Origin of the sequence: Promicromonospora sp. NPDC023805, from assembly GCF_040639635.1 — a bacterium.
GTDB lineage: Bacteria > Actinomycetota > Actinomycetes > Actinomycetales > Cellulomonadaceae > Promicromonospora.
The window spans coordinates 85,929-102,733 of the sequence record NZ_JBFAAH010000014.1 but is presented as its reverse complement, the minus strand read 5'-3'; the positions used below and the strand labels follow the sequence as shown (position 1 = coordinate 102,733).

The 16,805-nt window shown below is 70.4% G+C and carries 12 protein-coding genes; 7 read left to right on the top strand and 5 right to left on the bottom strand.

What is annotated here, in order from left to right:
* The first annotated feature begins 165 nt into the window (after positions 1–165).
* Positions 166–1,476 (top strand): MFS transporter, encoded by a 1,311-nt coding sequence (locus AB0F70_RS15395; protein ID WP_357449442.1) that lies wholly within the window; start codon positions 166–168, stop codon positions 1,474–1,476.
* Positions 1,477–1,565: 89 nt separating this feature from the next.
* On the opposite strand, the gene AB0F70_RS15390 is transcribed toward AB0F70_RS15395, so the two are convergent.
* The 3 genes from AB0F70_RS15390 to AB0F70_RS15380 all read right to left on the bottom strand — a co-directional run bounded on the left by AB0F70_RS15390 (position 1,566) and on the right by AB0F70_RS15380 (position 4,909).
* Complete coding sequence (locus AB0F70_RS15390) at positions 1,566–3,020, bottom strand: SPFH domain-containing protein (RefSeq protein ID WP_357449439.1); 1,455 nt, start codon at positions 3,018–3,020, stop codon at positions 1,566–1,568.
* A 98-nt stretch (positions 3,021–3,118) separates the two neighbouring features.
* Complete coding sequence (locus tag AB0F70_RS15385; RefSeq protein ID WP_357449436.1) at positions 3,119–3,616, bottom strand: NfeD family protein; 498 nt, start codon at positions 3,614–3,616, stop codon at positions 3,119–3,121.
* A 72-nt stretch (positions 3,617–3,688) separates the two neighbouring features.
* A complete protein-coding gene (locus AB0F70_RS15380; RefSeq protein ID WP_357449433.1) occupies positions 3,689–4,909 on the bottom strand; it encodes an MFS transporter in 1,221 nt (406 codons plus the stop codon).
* Between the two features lie 120 nt (positions 4,910–5,029).
* Between AB0F70_RS15380 and AB0F70_RS15375 the strand changes: the two genes are divergently transcribed.
* Complete coding sequence (locus AB0F70_RS15375; protein WP_357449431.1) at positions 5,030–5,338, top strand: GNAT family N-acetyltransferase; 309 nt, start codon at positions 5,030–5,032, stop codon at positions 5,336–5,338.
* Positions 5,339–5,585: 247 nt separating this feature from the next.
* Positions 5,586–7,286 (top strand): family 10 glycosylhydrolase, encoded by a 1,701-nt coding sequence (locus AB0F70_RS15370; protein WP_357449429.1) that lies wholly within the window; start codon positions 5,586–5,588, stop codon positions 7,284–7,286.
* An 8-nt stretch (positions 7,287–7,294) separates the two neighbouring features.
* On the opposite strand, the gene AB0F70_RS15365 is transcribed toward AB0F70_RS15370, so the two are convergent.
* The gene (locus AB0F70_RS15365) at positions 7,295–7,630 is read right to left on the bottom strand and encodes a rhodanese-like domain-containing protein (protein ID WP_357449427.1); all 336 of its coding nucleotides are present in this window, start codon (positions 7,628–7,630) and stop codon (positions 7,295–7,297) included.
* 74 nt (positions 7,631–7,704) lie between these two features.
* On the opposite strand from AB0F70_RS15365, the gene pgm reads away from it, so the two are divergent.
* Positions 7,705–9,396: a phosphoglucomutase (alpha-D-glucose-1,6-bisphosphate-dependent) gene (pgm, locus tag AB0F70_RS15360; RefSeq protein WP_357449425.1), complete on the top strand. Its 1,692-nt coding sequence runs from the start codon at positions 7,705–7,707 to the stop codon at positions 9,394–9,396.
* Positions 9,397–9,577: 181 nt separating this feature from the next.
* Positions 9,578–10,561 (top strand): glycoside hydrolase family 6 protein, encoded by a 984-nt coding sequence (locus tag AB0F70_RS15355; RefSeq protein WP_357449423.1) that lies wholly within the window; start codon positions 9,578–9,580, stop codon positions 10,559–10,561.
* 15 nt (positions 10,562–10,576) lie between these two features.
* Here AB0F70_RS15355 and AB0F70_RS15350 read toward each other — a convergent pair whose 3' ends face one another.
* Positions 10,577–11,272 (bottom strand): helix-turn-helix domain-containing protein, encoded by a 696-nt coding sequence (locus tag AB0F70_RS15350; RefSeq protein WP_357449421.1) that lies wholly within the window; start codon positions 11,270–11,272, stop codon positions 10,577–10,579.
* A 125-nt stretch (positions 11,273–11,397) separates the two neighbouring features.
* Between AB0F70_RS15350 and AB0F70_RS15345 the strand changes: the two genes are divergently transcribed.
* Both AB0F70_RS15345 and AB0F70_RS15340 read left to right on the top strand, forming a co-directional pair.
* Positions 11,398–14,244 carry an MMPL family transporter gene (locus tag AB0F70_RS15345; protein ID WP_357449420.1) on the top strand — a complete coding sequence of 949 codons (2,847 nt, stop codon included), beginning with the start codon at positions 11,398–11,400 and terminating at the stop codon, positions 14,242–14,244.
* On the top strand, positions 14,241–16,802 hold the full coding sequence (locus AB0F70_RS15340) for a hypothetical protein (protein WP_357449418.1): 2,562 nt from the start codon (positions 14,241–14,243) through the stop codon (positions 16,800–16,802). The genes AB0F70_RS15345 and AB0F70_RS15340 overlap by 4 nt, the downstream gene beginning before the upstream one ends.
* Positions 16,803–16,805: the final 3 nt, after the last annotated feature.

Below are 16,805 nucleotides of genomic sequence, written 5' to 3'. Positions count from 1 at the left end.
GGGCGCCGCTGGGGGGCGCCCCGGCCCGCGGACCAGGACAGCACAGAGCGGGAGCTCGGGACATCGGGGGGTGTCACGAGCGCCCGCTCTGCTGTTTGCGCGGGCGCGGCCTGCGGGGGCGCGGCCTGCGAGGCCACCTGCGTGAGGCCGTAACATCGGAGCACCATGCGCCATCTGCTCGCCGACACCACACCGCTGAAGGTGTCGGCCGACTACCGGCGGCTCTGGTTCGGGCTCTCGGTCTCGAACATCGGCACGCAGGTGACCATCGTCGCGGTGGGCCTGCAGATCTACGCCCTGACCGGATCGACGCTCGCCGTCGGTCTGCTGGGCCTGTTCTCGCTCGTCCCGCTCGTGGTACTCGGTCTGTACGGCGGGGCGCTCGTGGACCACTACGACCGGCGCAAGGTGTCGCTCCTGTCGTCGCTGGTGCTGTGGGTGGTCGTCGCCGGCATCGCCGCGCAGGCGTGGTTCGAGCTGGAGTCGGTGCACCTGCTGTACTGGCTGGTCGCGGTGCAGAGCGCGGCCTTCGCCATCAACAACCCAGCACGGTCGGCGATCATCCCGCGGCTGCTCCCGAAGGAGCTCATGCCGGCGGCCAACGCGCTGATGACGCTCTCCTGGAACGTCGCCCTGACCGGCGGGCCGCTGATCGGCGCACTGCTGGTCTCCCAGCTCGGCTACGCCTGGGCGTACACGCTCGACATGGTGCTGTTCCTCGCGGCGCTCTGGGCCGTGTTCCGGCTGCCGCCCGTGCCGCCAGAGGGCACTGAGCCCGGCGCCGGCGCGCTGAGCGGCAGGGGGCGGACGGGCGTCGTCGGGCTGCGCTCGGTGCTGGACGGTCTGCGCTACCTCGCGACCCAGCCCAACGTGCGCACTACCTTCCTCGTCGACATCTGCGCGATGGTCCTGTCGTTCCCGCGCGTCCTGTGGCCCGCTGCCGGCGTGATCTACCTCGGCGGCGGCGAGGCGACCACCGGCCTGCTCGCTGCGGCCTTCGCCGCCGGCGGCATCCTCGCGGGTGTGTTCTCCGGCGGGCTGACGCGCATCCGCAAGCAGGGGCAGGTGATCATCTGGGCCATCACCGCATGGGCCGTGTCGATCGCCGCCTTCGGGCTGGTCCTCGTGCTCGTGGGACGGGGCTCGCCGGACGGTCCGATCGTCTGGGCGGTCGTCGCGGCAGGGATTGCACTGGCCCTCGCCGGCGGGTCCGACAGCGTCTCTTCGGTGTTCCGGCAGAGCATCCTGCAGACCGCTACGCCCGACCACATGCGCGGGCGCCTGCAGGGAGTGTTCATCGTGGTGGTGGCCGGCGGACCGCGTCTCGGGGAGATGGTGCTCGGCGCCGAGGCGACCTGGTTCGGCGAGGGCTGGGCAGCCGTAGCCGGCGGCCTGACATGCCTGGTGCTCCTCTGGCTGATCGTCCGCCTGACGCCCCGCTTCTGGCGCTACGACGCCCGCCACCCGGAACCCTGACCCCACACACGCGCTGAGTGCTGGGTATTTGTGGGATTGAAGCGTTCCATCCCACAAATACCCAGCACTCAGCTGGGTGGGTCGGTAAGTCAGCTCTTGTCGGCGGGGGTGCCGTTGGCGGGGGCCGCCGCCAGGTTCGAGATGAGCTGGTGGATGTCCACGCCCGTCAGCTGCTTGATGACGCCCTGGCCCTCACCGAGCACCGATGCCACGTTCTTCGTGATCGCGGAGGCACCGTCCGTGGAGATGACGGTCATGCCCTGGATCGACGCGATCGGCTCGGCGGCGGCGCGGACGATGTCGGGCAGGCGCTCGATGAGCTCCTGCACGAGTGCGGCCTCGCCGTACTTGCGCAGCGCCTCGGCCTTGGCGTCGATGGCGGTGGCCTCGGCGAGACCCTGCGCCTCGATGGCGATGGCGCGCGCCCGGCCCTCGGCCTCGACACCGGCGGCCAGCGCGACCTGCTTGTCGCGCTCGGCCTCACCGGCGCGGCGCACCGACTCGGCGGACGCCTCGGCGTCCTGCAGCGCGGCCGTCTTGTTCGCCCCGGCGATGGTGGTGCGCTTGAACGCCTCGGCCTCCGTGGCCGCGTTGTTGGCGTCACGGCGGGCGTTGGCGCCCTGGACCTCCGCGTAGGCCTGGGCCTCGGCGGGCTTGCGGACCTCGATGTCGAGCCGCTCCTGCTCCACGCGCGCCTTCTCCGCCATGGCCTCGCGCTCCTGCTGGGCGACGAGCCGGTCCTGCTCGGCACGGGCGAGCTGGCCGGCGGCGTCGGCCTCGGCGTTGGCCCGGTCCGTCTCGGCCTTGATGGTGGCCTTCTTGAGGTCGAGGGCCTTCTTGCGGACGGCGATCTGCTCGGCGGCCTCGATCACGGCGAACTCCGCGGCGCGGTTGGCCTCCGCCTCGGACACCTCGGCGAGCTGACGGGCGTTGGCGGCCTCGGCGCGACCGAGGTTCGCGAGGTAGTCCGATCCCGGCGTCGAGATGTCGGAGATGTTCAGCAGGTCGACCTGGAGACCCTGCTCGGAGAGGTCGGTCTTGGTGGACTGCACCACGCGGTCCGACAGACCCTTGCGGTCCGAGATGATCTGCTCGATCGTCATGTCGCCGACGATCGACCGCAGGGAGCCCTCGAGGGACTCCTTGATGATCTCGGTCAGCAGGTGCTGCTGGGACAGGAAGCGCTGGGCCGCGCGCCGGACGCCCTCCTCGTCACCCCGCACCTTGAAGTTGATCGACGCCTTGATCGCGATCTTGATGCGGTTCTTGTCGACACCCTCGACGGTGATGCCGATCTGGCGCTGCTCCAGGGAGATCGCGAAGCCCTGCTGCAGCACCGGCCACACGAACGCCCGCCCGCCGACGACGACGCGCTGGCTCGCCATCTGCGCCTCGGACTTGCCCGCGCCGCGGCCCACGATGATCAACGCCTCGTTCGGCGGCACGCGCCGGATGCGGCTCGCGATGAACGCGAGCACGAGGAAGATCGCGAGCACACCTGCCACTACGGCGATGATGCCCACCAGCTGACCGGTCATTTCCATGTTGCTCCTGGGGTGCGTCGGCCAAGCCCGCAGGCGGTCCCGGCCGGATATGTGGTTGTGCGGGGATAAGACGGCAGACGGTGGGTACCGGGTGCGGCTCAGCGCACCGGCTCGACCTTGACGCGCCCACCGTGCTGCTCGACGACGACGATCCGCGCGCCCTGCTCGATGGGCTCGTCCGAGAACGCGAGCCGGGTCTCGAGCTCGGTGGCGACATCGAGGGAGACCTCGCCGTGCCCGCGGTCGACGTCGGACGTGACGGAGCCCTGGGCGCCCACGAGGGAGACGGGCGTGCCGTCGTCGCCGGCCTTGAGGCGCTTGAGCATTACGTTGACGAGGACGATCACCAGGATGCCGACCACGATCCCGGCCGGGTAGGCGACCCACGGCTCGAGCCCGGACGACAGCACTACCATGCCGGTCGCGCCGAACAGCATTCCGCCGGCGCCCAGCGAGGTGCCCGAGAGGGCGCCGTCGGCCAGGTCGATGAAGTCGCCGAGCACGAGCGAGGCGACCGCCAGCGCGAGCCCGAGAAGACCGATGATGATGAAGACGAGCATCCCGGGTCCGTTCGTGAAGATTTGGAAAAGTCGCATGCAACGTATCAGGGGAGCCTTTGCGATCGGGCGCCAAACGGGGTGAATTGCCGCCGCGCTCGTCACCTCTCGCTACCGCGCCGCCGACTGCCGCCGGAGAGTTTGGCTCGCGGCCAGCGTCAGGAGCGTCGCGAACCAGCCCGCGCCGACGGTGATGAGGAAGCCTGCGCCCGCGCCCGCGTCGTCCACGCGTGCTCCGGCGATCGAAGCGCCCAGCGAGGTGCCGATGCCTATCGAGGTGCCTACCCAGGTCAGCGCTTCGGTGAGCTGGTGCTTGCCGACCATGTCCTGCACCAGGCCGTTCCCGGTGATGAGCGTCGGGGCGATGGCGAGCCCGGCCACGAACATCGCGATCGCCAGCACCCAGAGCGAATCCGCCAGCAGGAACAGGGACATACCGGGGCCGAGCGTTGCCATGCCGATCACGAACCGGCGGGACGCCGGGCTGACGAAGTGGCGGGCACCGTAGGCGAGCCCGGCGAGCATCGAGCCCAGCGCGAAGACCGCGAGCACAACACCTGACAGGCCCTTGCTGCCCAGCTCCTCGGCGAACGCCACGGTGGTGACCTCCATGGAGCCGAAGATCATGCCCATCGCCACGAAGACGAACACCATCACCGGCATGCCGGGGATGAGCACGACGGCGCGGTGCCGCACCCCGGCGTCCGGTGCGACGACCGGCGGCTCGGTCGCGCGCTGCACCAGGAACAGCAGGCCACCCACCAGGGCCGCTACCCCGGCGAGCACCAGGGCCGACGGCGCCGCGACCGCCGTCGCGAGCGTCGTGGCGAGCACCGGGCCCACTATGAAGACCAGCTCGTCGATCGAGGACTCCAGCGAGTACGCGGTATGCAGGCGGCGGGGGTCGTCGAGCGCATGGTTCCAGCGCGCCCGGACCATCGAGCCGTACGAACCTTGGCTGGCGCCGGCGAGCGCGGCGAACGGCCACAGCACCCACTCGGGCGCGCCGAGCACCGCGGCCGTGATGAGCCCGCCCAGGCCGACAACCGACACGACGAGCGCGGGCAGCAGGACCGTTCGCTGACCGCGCCGGTCGACCCAGCGCGCGATCTGTGGAGCGATGAACGCCTGCGCCAACCCCAGGACTGCCGCGACCCGGCCCGCCATGGCGTAGCTGTCGTACAGGCCCTGCACCATCAGCACGGCACCGATCCCGACCATGGACATCGGCAGGCGAGCGAGCGCTCCGGCCGCGGAGAACCTGAGTGCGCCGGGGGTGCGGAGCACCGCTGCGTAGGGATTGGAGCGGGGTGAGGCAGCGGTCTGTGGCACGGATCGAGTGTCCCATCGACCACTGACACTGGCCCTGCCGTTCTCGGCGGGCCGCCGGTCTCCCGCCGGGCGACGAGCCGGGGGTGGCAGGCAGCGGTCCCGATGGCACACGATTGCCCCATGACCGATGAACCGCTGGTGACAGTTGCCGACAACCCCGAGAAGTCTCGTTTCGAGGTGAGCGTGGACGGAGCTCTGGCCGGCTTCGCCGCCTACGAGATCGACCGCGGTGCCGTCGTCTTCGTGCACACCCAGGTGTTCGAGGAGTACGAGGGCCGCGGCTTCGCCGGGCAGCTCGCGAAGGCCTCGCTCGGCATGGTGCGTGAGGCGGGCGGGAAGGTCGTCGCACTGTGCCCCTACATCCGCTCCTACGTGAAGAAGCACGCACCCGAGTACGACGACCTGCTGCGGCAGCCTGCGGCGGACTGAGACACGTGGATCGAGCCCGCGTCCGGTGAAAGTAAGTTTCGCAATCTTGATCGCACTGCAAACTTCACATCCGACGCGACATGTGCGAGAGTTTCCTCACGGCGCCGCCCGGTGGCATTGTTCGTCACCTCAGTGTTTCCCGGATCGGCGCCGGCCAACTTAGCAGGACGACTCAGCAGGACTACGACAACACAACACGACGCACCACGGCACCAACCCCCAGCAGCCATTACCGGAGGTCAAGTACGTGAGGCACCCCGTCCGCCGCGAGGCGACACCCATGCCCGCCTATGCGCGCACCACGTCGCTTCCGCCGGCAAAGTTGTCGGGGGTGATGTCGGGGATCGGTCGCCGTGAGTTCCTCACGATGGCGACGGCGGGCACGGCGGCAGCCGCGATCAGCGTCACCATCGCGGCGCTCGACCCCGCCACGGCACTCGGTGCTCCCGCCATGACGGGTAACGCCACGCCGGAGCCGTCGTCGGCCCTGAGCTTGAAGCGCGAGCTGCGCGCCATGTGGATCGCCTCGGTGGCCAACATCGACTGGCCTTCGACGAGCGGGCTCTCCGCCGCGACGCAGAAGGCCGAGTTCCTGCACTGGCTCGACGTCGCCCAGGAGAACCGGCTGAACGCCGTGTTCGTGCAGGTGCGGCCAACGGCCGACGCGTTCTACGACAGCCCGTACGAGCCGTGGTCCCAGTACCTCACCGGTACGCAGGGCGAGGACCCGGGCTACGACCCGCTCGCGTTCATGGTCGAGGAGGCGCACAAGCGCAACATCGAGCTGCACGCCTGGTTCAACCCGTACCGCGTGTCGATGCAGACCGACCCGGCCCAGCTGGTCGCCGACCACCCGGCGCGGCAGCACCCGGACTGGGTGTGGGCGTACGGCGGCAAGCTCTACTTCGACCCGGGCATCCCCGAGGCGGCGGAGCACATCCAGCGCGCGATCCTGCACGCGGTCGAGAGCTACGACATCGATGGCGTCCACTTCGACGACTACTTCTACCCGTACCCGGTGGCCGGCCAGACGCTGCCCGACGCCGGGACGTACGAGCAGTACGGCGAGGGCTTCGACTCCATCGAGGACTGGCGCCGCGGGAACGTGGACCTTTTCGTCGAGACGATGAGCGGCCGGATCAAGGCGGCCAAGCCCTGGGTGAAGTTCGGGATCAGCCCGTTCGGCATCTGGCGGAACTCCAGCACCGACCCGCTGGGTTCGGACACCAGGGGCTCCCAGTCGTACGACGACCAGTTCGCCGACACCCGCAAGTGGGTGCTCGAGGGCTGGCTCGACTACGTCAACCCGCAGATCTACTGGCAGATCGGGCTTGCGGTCGCCGACTACGCGGCTCTCGTCCCGTGGTGGGCGGAGGTTGCCGCGCGCTCCGGCACGCAGCTCTACATCGGCGAGGGCCTGTACAAGATGACGAGCGGGGTCTTCACGGACCCGGCCGAGATGACCAACCACATCGATCTGTGCCGAGAGGTCAGCCGGGACGTCGGGCCGATCCACGGCAACGTCTACTACTCGGCCAAGCACGTGCCGCTCGACGCGCAGGGCGGGATGTCGAAGGTCGTCGCGGACCACTACCAGAGCCCGGCCCTCGTGCCGCCGATGCCGCACCTGCCCGCGGAGCCCGTCATCGCCCCGGTCCTCGCGAACGTGCGCAGGGCGCGCGGCGGCGTCCGGATCCATGTGGCGGACATCGGCACCAGATCCGCCAGGGCCACGTCGTTCGCGGTGTATCGCGTGACCGGATCCGTCGGTTCCGTGGACGTCGACGACCCGGCGCACCTCGTCGGGACGTTTCGCTCGGTGGGTGGGCGCGTCCAGTCGTGGCTCGACACGTCGGCCGCATCCGGTACCGACTACACCTACGTCGTCACCGCACTGGACCGGGTCTGGAACGAGACCGGGCCCAGCCGGCCACGCGGCACCCGGTGAGCTGAGCCTCAGCGCTCGACAGGTAGCCCCACGCCCTGCCACGCGACGATGCCGCCGTCGAGGTTGGTCGCCTCGAAGCCCACCGCTTCGTTGAGCCACTGCGCGGCGCGCGCCGAGCGTCCGCCCGAGTGGCACATGACGAGCACCTGCGAGTCGGCGTCCAGCTCGCCGTACCGCGCGGGCAGGTCGCCCAACGGGATGTGCACGGCGCCGGGGGCGTGGCCGGCGTCCCACTCGTCCTGCTCGCGCACGTCAAGGAGCACTGACCCGTCGGGCACGGGAGAGGTCGGGTCGAGCTCTGCGGGGTGGACCGAGGGAACGTCGGGCTGCATCGGCGGGAACATGCCTTCAGCCTACGACGGCGTCGCTATCGCTCCGGCGGCGACGGACCTGCCCGGTACCTGGCAGTATCGGCTGCATGGATGCGCGTGCCGGAACTCCCGCCCAGCCCAGCGACCTCATCGACGTCGACCAGGTGGTGGGCGCCTACTACGACCTCTCGCCGGACCCGGACGACCCTGGGCAGCAGGTGGTGTTCGGCACCTCCGGCCACCGCGGGTCGAGCCTGGACCATGCCTTCAACGAGGCGCACATCGTGGCGATCACGGCCGCGATCGTGGAGTACCGACGTGGCCAGGGCACCGACGGGCCCCTGTTCATCGGCCGTGACACGCACGCGCTGTCCCAGCCGGCCTGGCAGACGGCGCTGGAGGTGCTCGCGGCCGCCGACGTCGACGTCATGGTCGATGCTCGCGACTCCTGGACGCCGACCCCCGCCGTCAGCCAGTCGATCCTGCTGCACAACCAGACGCGGTTCGCCGAGGGGACGCCGGGCCTCGCGGCTGCCGGCGCCGGCCTCGCGGACGGGATAGTGGTGACGCCGTCGCACAACCCGCCCCGGGACGGCGGGTTCAAGTACAACCCGCCGCACGGCGGGCCCGCCGGCTCGGACGCGACCGGGTGGATAGCGGACCGGGCCAACGAGATCCTGCGCACCGGCGTCGGGCAGGTGAAGCGCGTGTCCCTGGACGCAGCGCTGGCCTCCGACACGACGCACCGCCACGACTTCCTGTCCTCGTACGTCGACGACCTCGCCAACGTGCTGGACCTCGAGGCCATCCGCACGTCAGGGGTGCGCATCGGCGCCGACCCGCTGGGCGGGGCCTCTGTCGAGTACTGGGGCGCGATCGCCGAGCGGTACGACCTCGACCTGACCGTCGTGAACCCGCAGGTCGACCCCCGCTGGGCGTTCATGACGCTCGACTGGGACGGCAAGATCCGCATGGACTGCAGCTCGCCCTACGCGATGGCATCGCTGGTGGAGAAGATGACCGGGACCGACGTCGGTGGTGAGGCGCCCTTCGACATCGCCACCGGGAACGACGCCGACTCGGACCGGCACGGCATCGTCACGGCCGACGGCCTCATGAACCCCAACCACTTCCTCGCGGTGGCGATCGAGTACCTCTACGGCGGTGCGCGTCCCAGCTGGCCCACTGGCGCCGCGATCGGCAAGACCCTCGTCTCGTCGGCGCTCATCGACAGAGTGGCCGGAGACCTGAACCGGCAGCTCCTGGAGGTGCCCGTCGGCTTCAAGTGGTTCGTCCCCGGCCTGCTCTCCGGAGAGGTCGGGTTCGGTGGCGAGGAGTCCGCCGGCGCGTCGTTCCTGCGCAAGGACGGCCGCGTCTGGTCCACCGACAAGGACGGCATCCTGCTCGCTCTGCTCGCCTCGGAGATCCTCGCCACCACCGGCACGTCGCCGTCCGCGCACCACGCCGCGCAGGTCGAGCGCTTCGGGACAAGCTGGTACGCCCGGGTCGACGCCGCCGCCACACGCGAGCAGAAGGCCCGGCTCGGCGCGCTGTCGCCGTCTGACGTCACCTCCACCACGCTCGCCGGGCAGGACATCACGGCGAAGCTCACGGAGGCGCCCGGCAACGGCGCGAAGATCGGCGGGCTCAAGGTCACGACGGCGGACGCGTGGTTCGCCGCCCGGCCGAGCGGCACCGAGGACGTGTACAAGATCTACGCGGAGTCGTTCGTGTCCGCCGAGCACCTCACCGAGGTGCAGGAGGCCGCGAAGGCCCTGGTGGACGAAGCCCTCGCCTGACCAGTCCTTCGCTGGTCGAACCCGCCCTTCGTTGGTCGAGCTTGTCGAGACCCCGGTCCCGCCAAGCTCGACCGACGCCTAAACGATTCGCGTGCTACCGGGGCAGCCCGGTGCTTCCTAGCGTCACAGGGGTACACCTCGGCCGAACGGCCGGGCTGAACCCGACCGAACGGAGAGCGCCATGTCTCGCGTACGACGTCGTACCCGAACGGCGGCCCTGGCCGCTGCCCTCGCCCTCATGACCACCGGCACCATCGCGGTAGCGCAGAGCGCCACGGCCGGCGTGACCAGTCTCGGTGTGACCAGCCTCGGGGTATCCCCTGCGGCGTCGGACCTCTACGTGGACCCCACCACCCAGGCGTACGCCGCGTGGCAGGCGGCAAACGGGGCGAACAAGGACCTGCTGGCCAAGATCGCCCTGACGCCGCAGTCGTACTGGGTGGGCGACTGGGCGAGCGCCGACCAGACCCGCCAGCAGGTCGCCGACTACACGGGCCGCGCGGCGGCCGCCGGGCAGACCGGCGTCCTCACCGTGTACGCGATCCCTGGCCGCGACTGCGGCAACCACTCGGGCGGCGGGGTGCCCGAGAGCGAGTACGCGCGGTGGGTGGACACGGTGGCGTCCGGGATCGTGGGCAACCCGGTAGTGGTCCTCGAACCGGACGCGCTGGCTCAGCTCGGCGACTGCAACGGACAGGGTGACCGCGTCGGCTATCTGCGGTACGCGGCGGCATCGCTGGCCGACGCCGGTGCGCGCGTCTACATCGACGCCGGGCACTCCGGGTGGCTCAGCGCGAGCGAGGCCGCGCGTCGGCTACAGCTCATCGGTTTCACGGACGCCGTCGGCTTCGCGCTCAACACGTCGAACTACCAGACGACGGCGAACACCCAGGCCTACGCCGAACAGGTGTCGTCGCAGGTGGGCGGGCGGCCGTATGTGATAGACACGTCGCGCAACGGCAACGGCTCCAACGGCGAGTGGTGCAACCCCCGCGGTCGTGCCCTCGGTGAGCGGCCCCGCTTCGTCGACGACGCGACATCGCTCGACGCACTGCTGTGGGTCAAGCTGCCGGGCGAGTCGGACGGTGCGTGCAACGGTGGCCCCGCGGCCGGGCAGTGGTGGCAGGAGATCGCACTGGAGCTCGCGGCGAACGCGCGCTGGTGACAGGCGCGTACGGGATCAGTCGGCGGTTGTCACCAGAAGATTGACCAGCTGGCTCAGGACGGCGGTGCCGGGTGCGGCATCGCCGTCCTCCGGCGTGGGGTTCGCGGCGACGGCGGCCCGCGCCGACGACTCGTAGATGCTGAGGAGCATGTCGACCGCTGCCCGCCGGTCGACGGTGAACCGCAGGCCGAGGTTCTCGAGGATCCGCTCGATCGCGGCGCCGACCTCGGTGCGGAGCATCTCCTCCTGAGCGAGGAACGGGTGGCCGATCGCGGGGTCGCGCATCGCCAGCAGCTCCAGCTCCGCACGCATCAGCGACCATTGCCTGGCGTCGCCGGGGTCCGTGACGACCACCGAGAGAACGGTGCTGATCGCGTCGTGGTCCACCGAGCCGCCCCGGATGATGTCGGGCTGCAGCTCCTTGCCGACGGTCTCCAGGGAGGCGAGCTGCCTGCGCATCGCCCGTTCGGCGAGCGCGAGGAACAGCTCCTCCTTGCTGCTGAAGTTCGAGTAGAAGGCACCGCGGGTGAACCCGGCGGCCTCGCAGACGGCCTCGATGGACGCACCACGGATGCCGTGGCGCGCGAAGACGGTGAAGGCGGCGTCGAGCAGGCGCTCGCGGGTCCGTTCCCGGCGGGGCGTCAGGGCCGCCGCGAACGCACGCTCGACGGACGACTCAGGGCCGACGTCGCCTACGCGCTCAGATGTCACAGAAGCTCCTTGGGGTGTCAAGTGACCAGCCTATCAATACATCCGTGTATTGGATGCACCGATGTATCGGATACAGTGGTGCATCGAACCGCCTTTGTCGTTCCCGCCTCTCCCCTGGAGCCTGCGTGTCCTCCGTTCTCTATTCACTCGGCCGCTGGGCCGTCCGCGCTCGTCGACTGGTCGTCGCGGGATGGGTCGTTGCGCTCCTCCTCGTGGGCGGTGCGGCCGGCCTGCTCCAGCAGGGCCTCGACAACGCGGTGACCATCCCTGGCACCGAGTCGCAGAATGCCCTCGACCGCCTCGCGACGACGTTCCCGCAGGTCAGCGGCGCCTCCGCACAGGTGATCGTGGTCGCGCCAGAGGGCGGGTCCATCAAGGACGAGCCGATGCGCGCGGCCATCACCGACGGCGTCGAGGCGCTCGAGGACGTCTCGCAGGTCGAGGTGGTCACCTCGCCGTACGACGAGCAGATGCCGGCGTCGATCTCCGACGACGAGCAGGCCACGCTCCTCACGATCCAGCTCGACGGTGACCAGGGGTCCATCACCGACGCGACCAAGGACGCGCTGCACGAGGAGGCCGACGCGCTCGCGGAGGCTCTGCCCGACGGTGCGGAGGCGCAGCTGGGTGGGCAGCTGTTCTCGTCGGAGCTCCCCAAGATGACACTCACCGAGGGCATCGGCCTGCTGGTCGCGCTCGTGGTGCTCGTGCTGACGCTCGGCTCCCTCGTGGGTGCGGGCCTGCCGCTGCTCAACGCGCTCCTCGGGGTCGTCATCTCGATGGCGCTGCTGTTCGCGGCCACCGCGCTCGGCCCGATCAACTCGACCACGCCGCTCCTTGCCGTGATGCTCGGTCTGGCCGTCGGTATCGACTACGCACTGTTCATCGTGTCCAGGCACCGAGAACAGCTCGGCAAGGGGCTCGGGGTCGACGAGTCGATAGCCCGGGCGACGGGAACCGCGGGTTCCGCGGTCGTGTTCGCGGGCCTCACCGTGATGATCGCGCTGGTCGGCCTCGGTGTGGCGGGTATCCCGTTCCTCACCACCATGGGTGTGGCGGCGGCGGTGACGGTGGGCATCACCGTGCTGGTGTCGCTCACGCTGCTGCCGGCGCTGCTCGGGTTCGCTGGGGAGCGGCTGCGGCCCAAGCCGTCACGGCGGGCCCGGCGGGCCGCCGCCAAGGCGGACGCTGCCGCCGTCGCGGCAGGCGACGAGCCCGAGGTGACCCGCCGCCGCGCGGACGTCATGACCGCACCGGAGCAGAAGCCGAACCGCTTCTTCGCCGGCTGGGTCCGGCTCGTGACCAAGGTCCCGGCGCTGACCGTCGTGCTGGTCATCGTCGCCATGGGAGCGCTCAGCTTCCCCGCGACGGACCTGCGCCTCGCGCTCCCGGACGCGGGCGTGATGGCCAAGGAGGACCCGGCGCGCGTGACGTACGACCTGGTCTCCGAGCACTTCGGTGACGGTTTCAACGGACCGCTGATCGTCACCGGCTCCATAGTGACCAGCACCGACCCGGTAGCGCTGATGGACGACCTCGGGGCAGAGATCGAGGGCCTGCCGGGCGTGGCCGACGTACCGCTGTCGACGCCGAACCAGACCGCGGACACCGGCATCATCCAGGTGATCCCCGAGGGCGGCCCGACGTCCGCCGCGACCGAGGACCTGGTACGCGAGATCCGCGCGCAGCACGACCACTTCCTCGACGAGTACGGCGTGGACCTCTCCGTCACCGGTTTCACGGCGGTCGGCATCGACGTGTCGGACAAGCTTGGCGACGCCCTGCTGCCGTTCGCCCTGGTCGTCGTCGGCCTCTCGCTGATCCTGCTGACCATGGTGTTCCGCTCGATCGCGGTGCCTCTCAAGGCGACCATCGGCTACCTGTTCTCCGTGGGCGCCGCGTTCGGTGTCGTCTCGCTCGTGTTCGAGCACGGCGTCTTCGCGGAGGCGCTCAACGTGACCCGTTCCGGGCCGGTCATCAGCTTCATGCCGATCGTGCTCATGGGCATCCTGTTCGGGCTCGCCATGGACTACGAGGTCTTCCTCGTGTCCCGGATGCGCGAGGACTACGTGCACGGCGGCAGCGCCAAGCACGCGATCATCACCGGGTTCCAGAGCTCGGCGAAGGTCGTCACCGCCGCGGCGATCATCATGATCGCGGTCTTCGTGGCGTTCGTCCCGCACGGTGACATGAACATCAAACCGATCGCCCTTGGCCTCGCCGTCGGTGTGGCCGTGGACGCGTTCATCGTGCGCATGATCTTCGTCCCTGCGGTGCTCGCGCTGCTGGGAGAGAAGGCCTGGTACATGCCGAAGTGGCTCGACCGGGTGCTGCCGTCGTTCGACGTCGAGGGCGAAGGCCTGGCCCGCGAGCTGTCGCTCACGGACTGGCCAGAGCCAGGTGCTACCGACGCGGTGGCCACCGGAGGCCTTGAGATCAGCAGCCGGTCGGGCCTGATCGTCGGTCCGGTGAGCGTCCGGGTGCCCGACGGCGGCACGCTGCTCGTCCGCGGCGACGCCACCGCGCCGGTCAGCGCCTTCCTGCTCGCGGTGTCCGGCCGGCTCCGCGTGACCGGGGGCGTGGCGAAGACCGCCGGGCTGGTGCTGCCCGAGCGGGCGTCGTCAGTGCGGCACAACGTGGCGGTCATCGACTCGGCCGCCGAGGGCGGACACCCAGCCGAGGCGGTCCGCCGGGCCCTGCGGGACAAGCCCCGAGTGCTCGTTGTGGATGCCACCGAGACGGTGGGCGACCTGACCGCACGGGCCGAGCTGGCGCAGGCGGTGGCCGGCGCGCAGCGTGCGGGCGTCGCTGTGCTGCTCGGCTCGACGGGATCAGCGGCAACCGACCTCGCGCCGTCCGGCACCCCGGTGCTGGACGTCAGTGCGGGCGCGCGCGCCGATTCCTCCAATACAGAACGTGACCAGTCACGTGACCAGCCGACCAACATGACAGAGCAGGAGGTGCGGGCATGAGCACCGCAACGAGATGGCTGCGGCCCGAGCCGTTCCGCAACCCGTGGCGCGCAGTCGCCGTGGCGCTTCTACCGCTGATGATCCTGGGGCTGCTGATCTCCGCCCTGTGGAACCCGCAGGACCGGCTGGACACCGTCAAGGCAGCGATAGTGAACCTCGACGAGCCGGTGAAGGTGAACGGCCAGACCGTTCCGCTCGGCCGTCAGCTCGCCGCAGGTCTGGTGAGCGGCGGTGAGACCGCGGACGCCAAGGCCGGAGAGGCGACGGCGGTGCCCGCGTCGGACGCGAGCTACGACTGGCAGATCACGGACGAGGCGGGCGCGGCCGACGGCCTCGCCGACGGTACGTACGCCGCGGTCGTGACCATCCCCGAGGGCTTCTCCGCCGCGGCGACGTCGTTCGGCGGCGACGACCCGACGAAGGCGCGCCAGGCCACCATCGACGTCGCGACCCCTGCCAACGGCCGGGTGCTCGACGATGCACTCGCACAGATCGTGGCGCAGACCGCCACCGGTGTGCTCGGCAGCACCCTCACCGAGACCTACGTGGACAACGTCCTCGTCGGCTTCTCCACGCTCTCGGAGGAGCTGGGCAAGGCCGCCGACGGCGCCGACCAGCTCGCCGACGGCGCGAACGAGGCGGGCAAGGGCGCCGAGCAGCTCGCGAACGGTGCCGGCGAGCTCGCCGATGGTGCGAACGAGGCTGGTGATGGCGCGAAGGATCTGGCCGACGGCGCGCACGAGGTTGCCGGCGGTGTGAACGAGGTCGGGAATGGCGCGAAGGAACTGGCCGACGGGGTGCACCAGACCGCAGCCGGCATGGCCGGGGTTGGCCAGGGAGCGAGCGGCCTGGCTGGTGGGGCTGGCCAGTGGGCCGCTGGAGCGAACCAGTGGTCGGCGGGTGCCGGTCAGCTGTCAAATGGCGTTGCCGGTTTGAGCTCGGGGGCCGCAGGGCTCGCCGACGGTGCCGGAAAGTTCGCGGACGGCGTGGGGCAGAGTGCTGATGGCGCGCGGGATCTAGCAGGTGGTGCCGCTCGGCTTGCAGGTGGTGTCTCCGGTCTGTCCGGTGGCGCTGGTGATCTGGCTGCCGGTGCGGACCAGCTGGCCGCTGGCGCCGCGGGCGCGGCGGACGGTGCCGGGCAGCTCGCGGGCGTGGCAACAGGTGTCTCGTCGGACGCGAACGGTTTGCTGGCGGACGCCAAGCAGATCTGCGCGGATGCCGAGGTCGCCCTCCAGATTCCCGAGTTCTGTGCCGGCCTCGTGGAGTACGAAGGGCTTCCCGCGACCACGGATGTCGTCAAGAACGGTCTTCTGGCGATGTCGGACAAGACGAGTGCGCAGAGCCTTTACGGGCTCGCTGACGGCGCGTCCAGGCTCTCTGGTGGTGCCGACGAGCTCGCCCAGGGCGCCGAGCAGCTGGCGGGTGGTGCGAACGAGCTCTCGACGGGCAACCAACAGCTTGCGGCCGGACTCGGTCAGCTGGAGTCTGGCTCCGCCAGGCTCGCTTCCGGGGCAACGGAGCTGGCCGGTGGTTCTTCGCGGCTTGCCTCGGGTGTCTCTGGTCTTGCGGACGGGGCCAGCGAGCTCTCCGCGGGGGCTGGCGGTATCTCCTCCGGCGCGACACGACTCGCCGACGGTGCTGGTCAGCTAGCTGTGGGTTCGGACCGAATCGCGACGGGCGCGGATGGCCTGGCCACCGGCGTCAGCAAGCTGGGAGCGGGTTCGACCCGGATCGCGACCGGCGTCGACGGCCTGGCCACCGGCGTCACCAAGCTGGGGACGGGCACCACCGGGCTCGCGACGGGCGTCGACGGCCTGGCCGACGGCGTCGGTGAGCTGGCCGGCGGCGCGACGGACCTGTCGAAGGGTCTTGGGCAGGCCACTGAGGAGATCCCGTCCTACACGGAGCACGAGCGCAAGTCGCTCGCCTCCGTGGTGGCCGACCCGGTCGCCACCGACGGCGAGGTCACCGACCTCGACACCGGCGCGACGGGCCCGATGTTCGCGGTCCTGGCGCTCTGGCTCGGCGCGCTCGCGCTGATGATCGTGTTCTCGCCGGTCCCGCTGCACGCTCGTGGGTCGACCCGCGGCGCGCTGCGGCTCACGCTCGAGACGTTCGCCGTCCCGGCGGCGGTCGGACTGGCCACGGGCCTCGCGGCGGGCGCCGTCCTGGCCGGGATCGAGGACCTCGACGCCGGTGGATGGGCGGCGACCATGGGCGTCGGCGCACTGATCTCGATCGCCTTCGTCGCGGTCAACCAGGCGCTCGCGGCGGCACTCGGACACGTCGGGCGGGGGATCAGCCTGCTGATCGCTGTGCTCGTCATCGCGACGGGTGTCGTGTCGACGGTGCCGGGGGTGCTCGAAGGTCTGGCGGCGTTCCTGCCGGTCGGTCCAGCGATCGCCGGACTGGGCCGCCTCGTCGAACCGGGTACGGGGAGCGTCGGCCTGGTGATCGCCTCGGTGGTCCTGTGGGGCATCGCCGGACTCGCGGTGACGACGATCACGGTGGCGCGACAGCGCACGGTACGGGTCGCGGAGCTTCTCCGGACCGCCTGACCC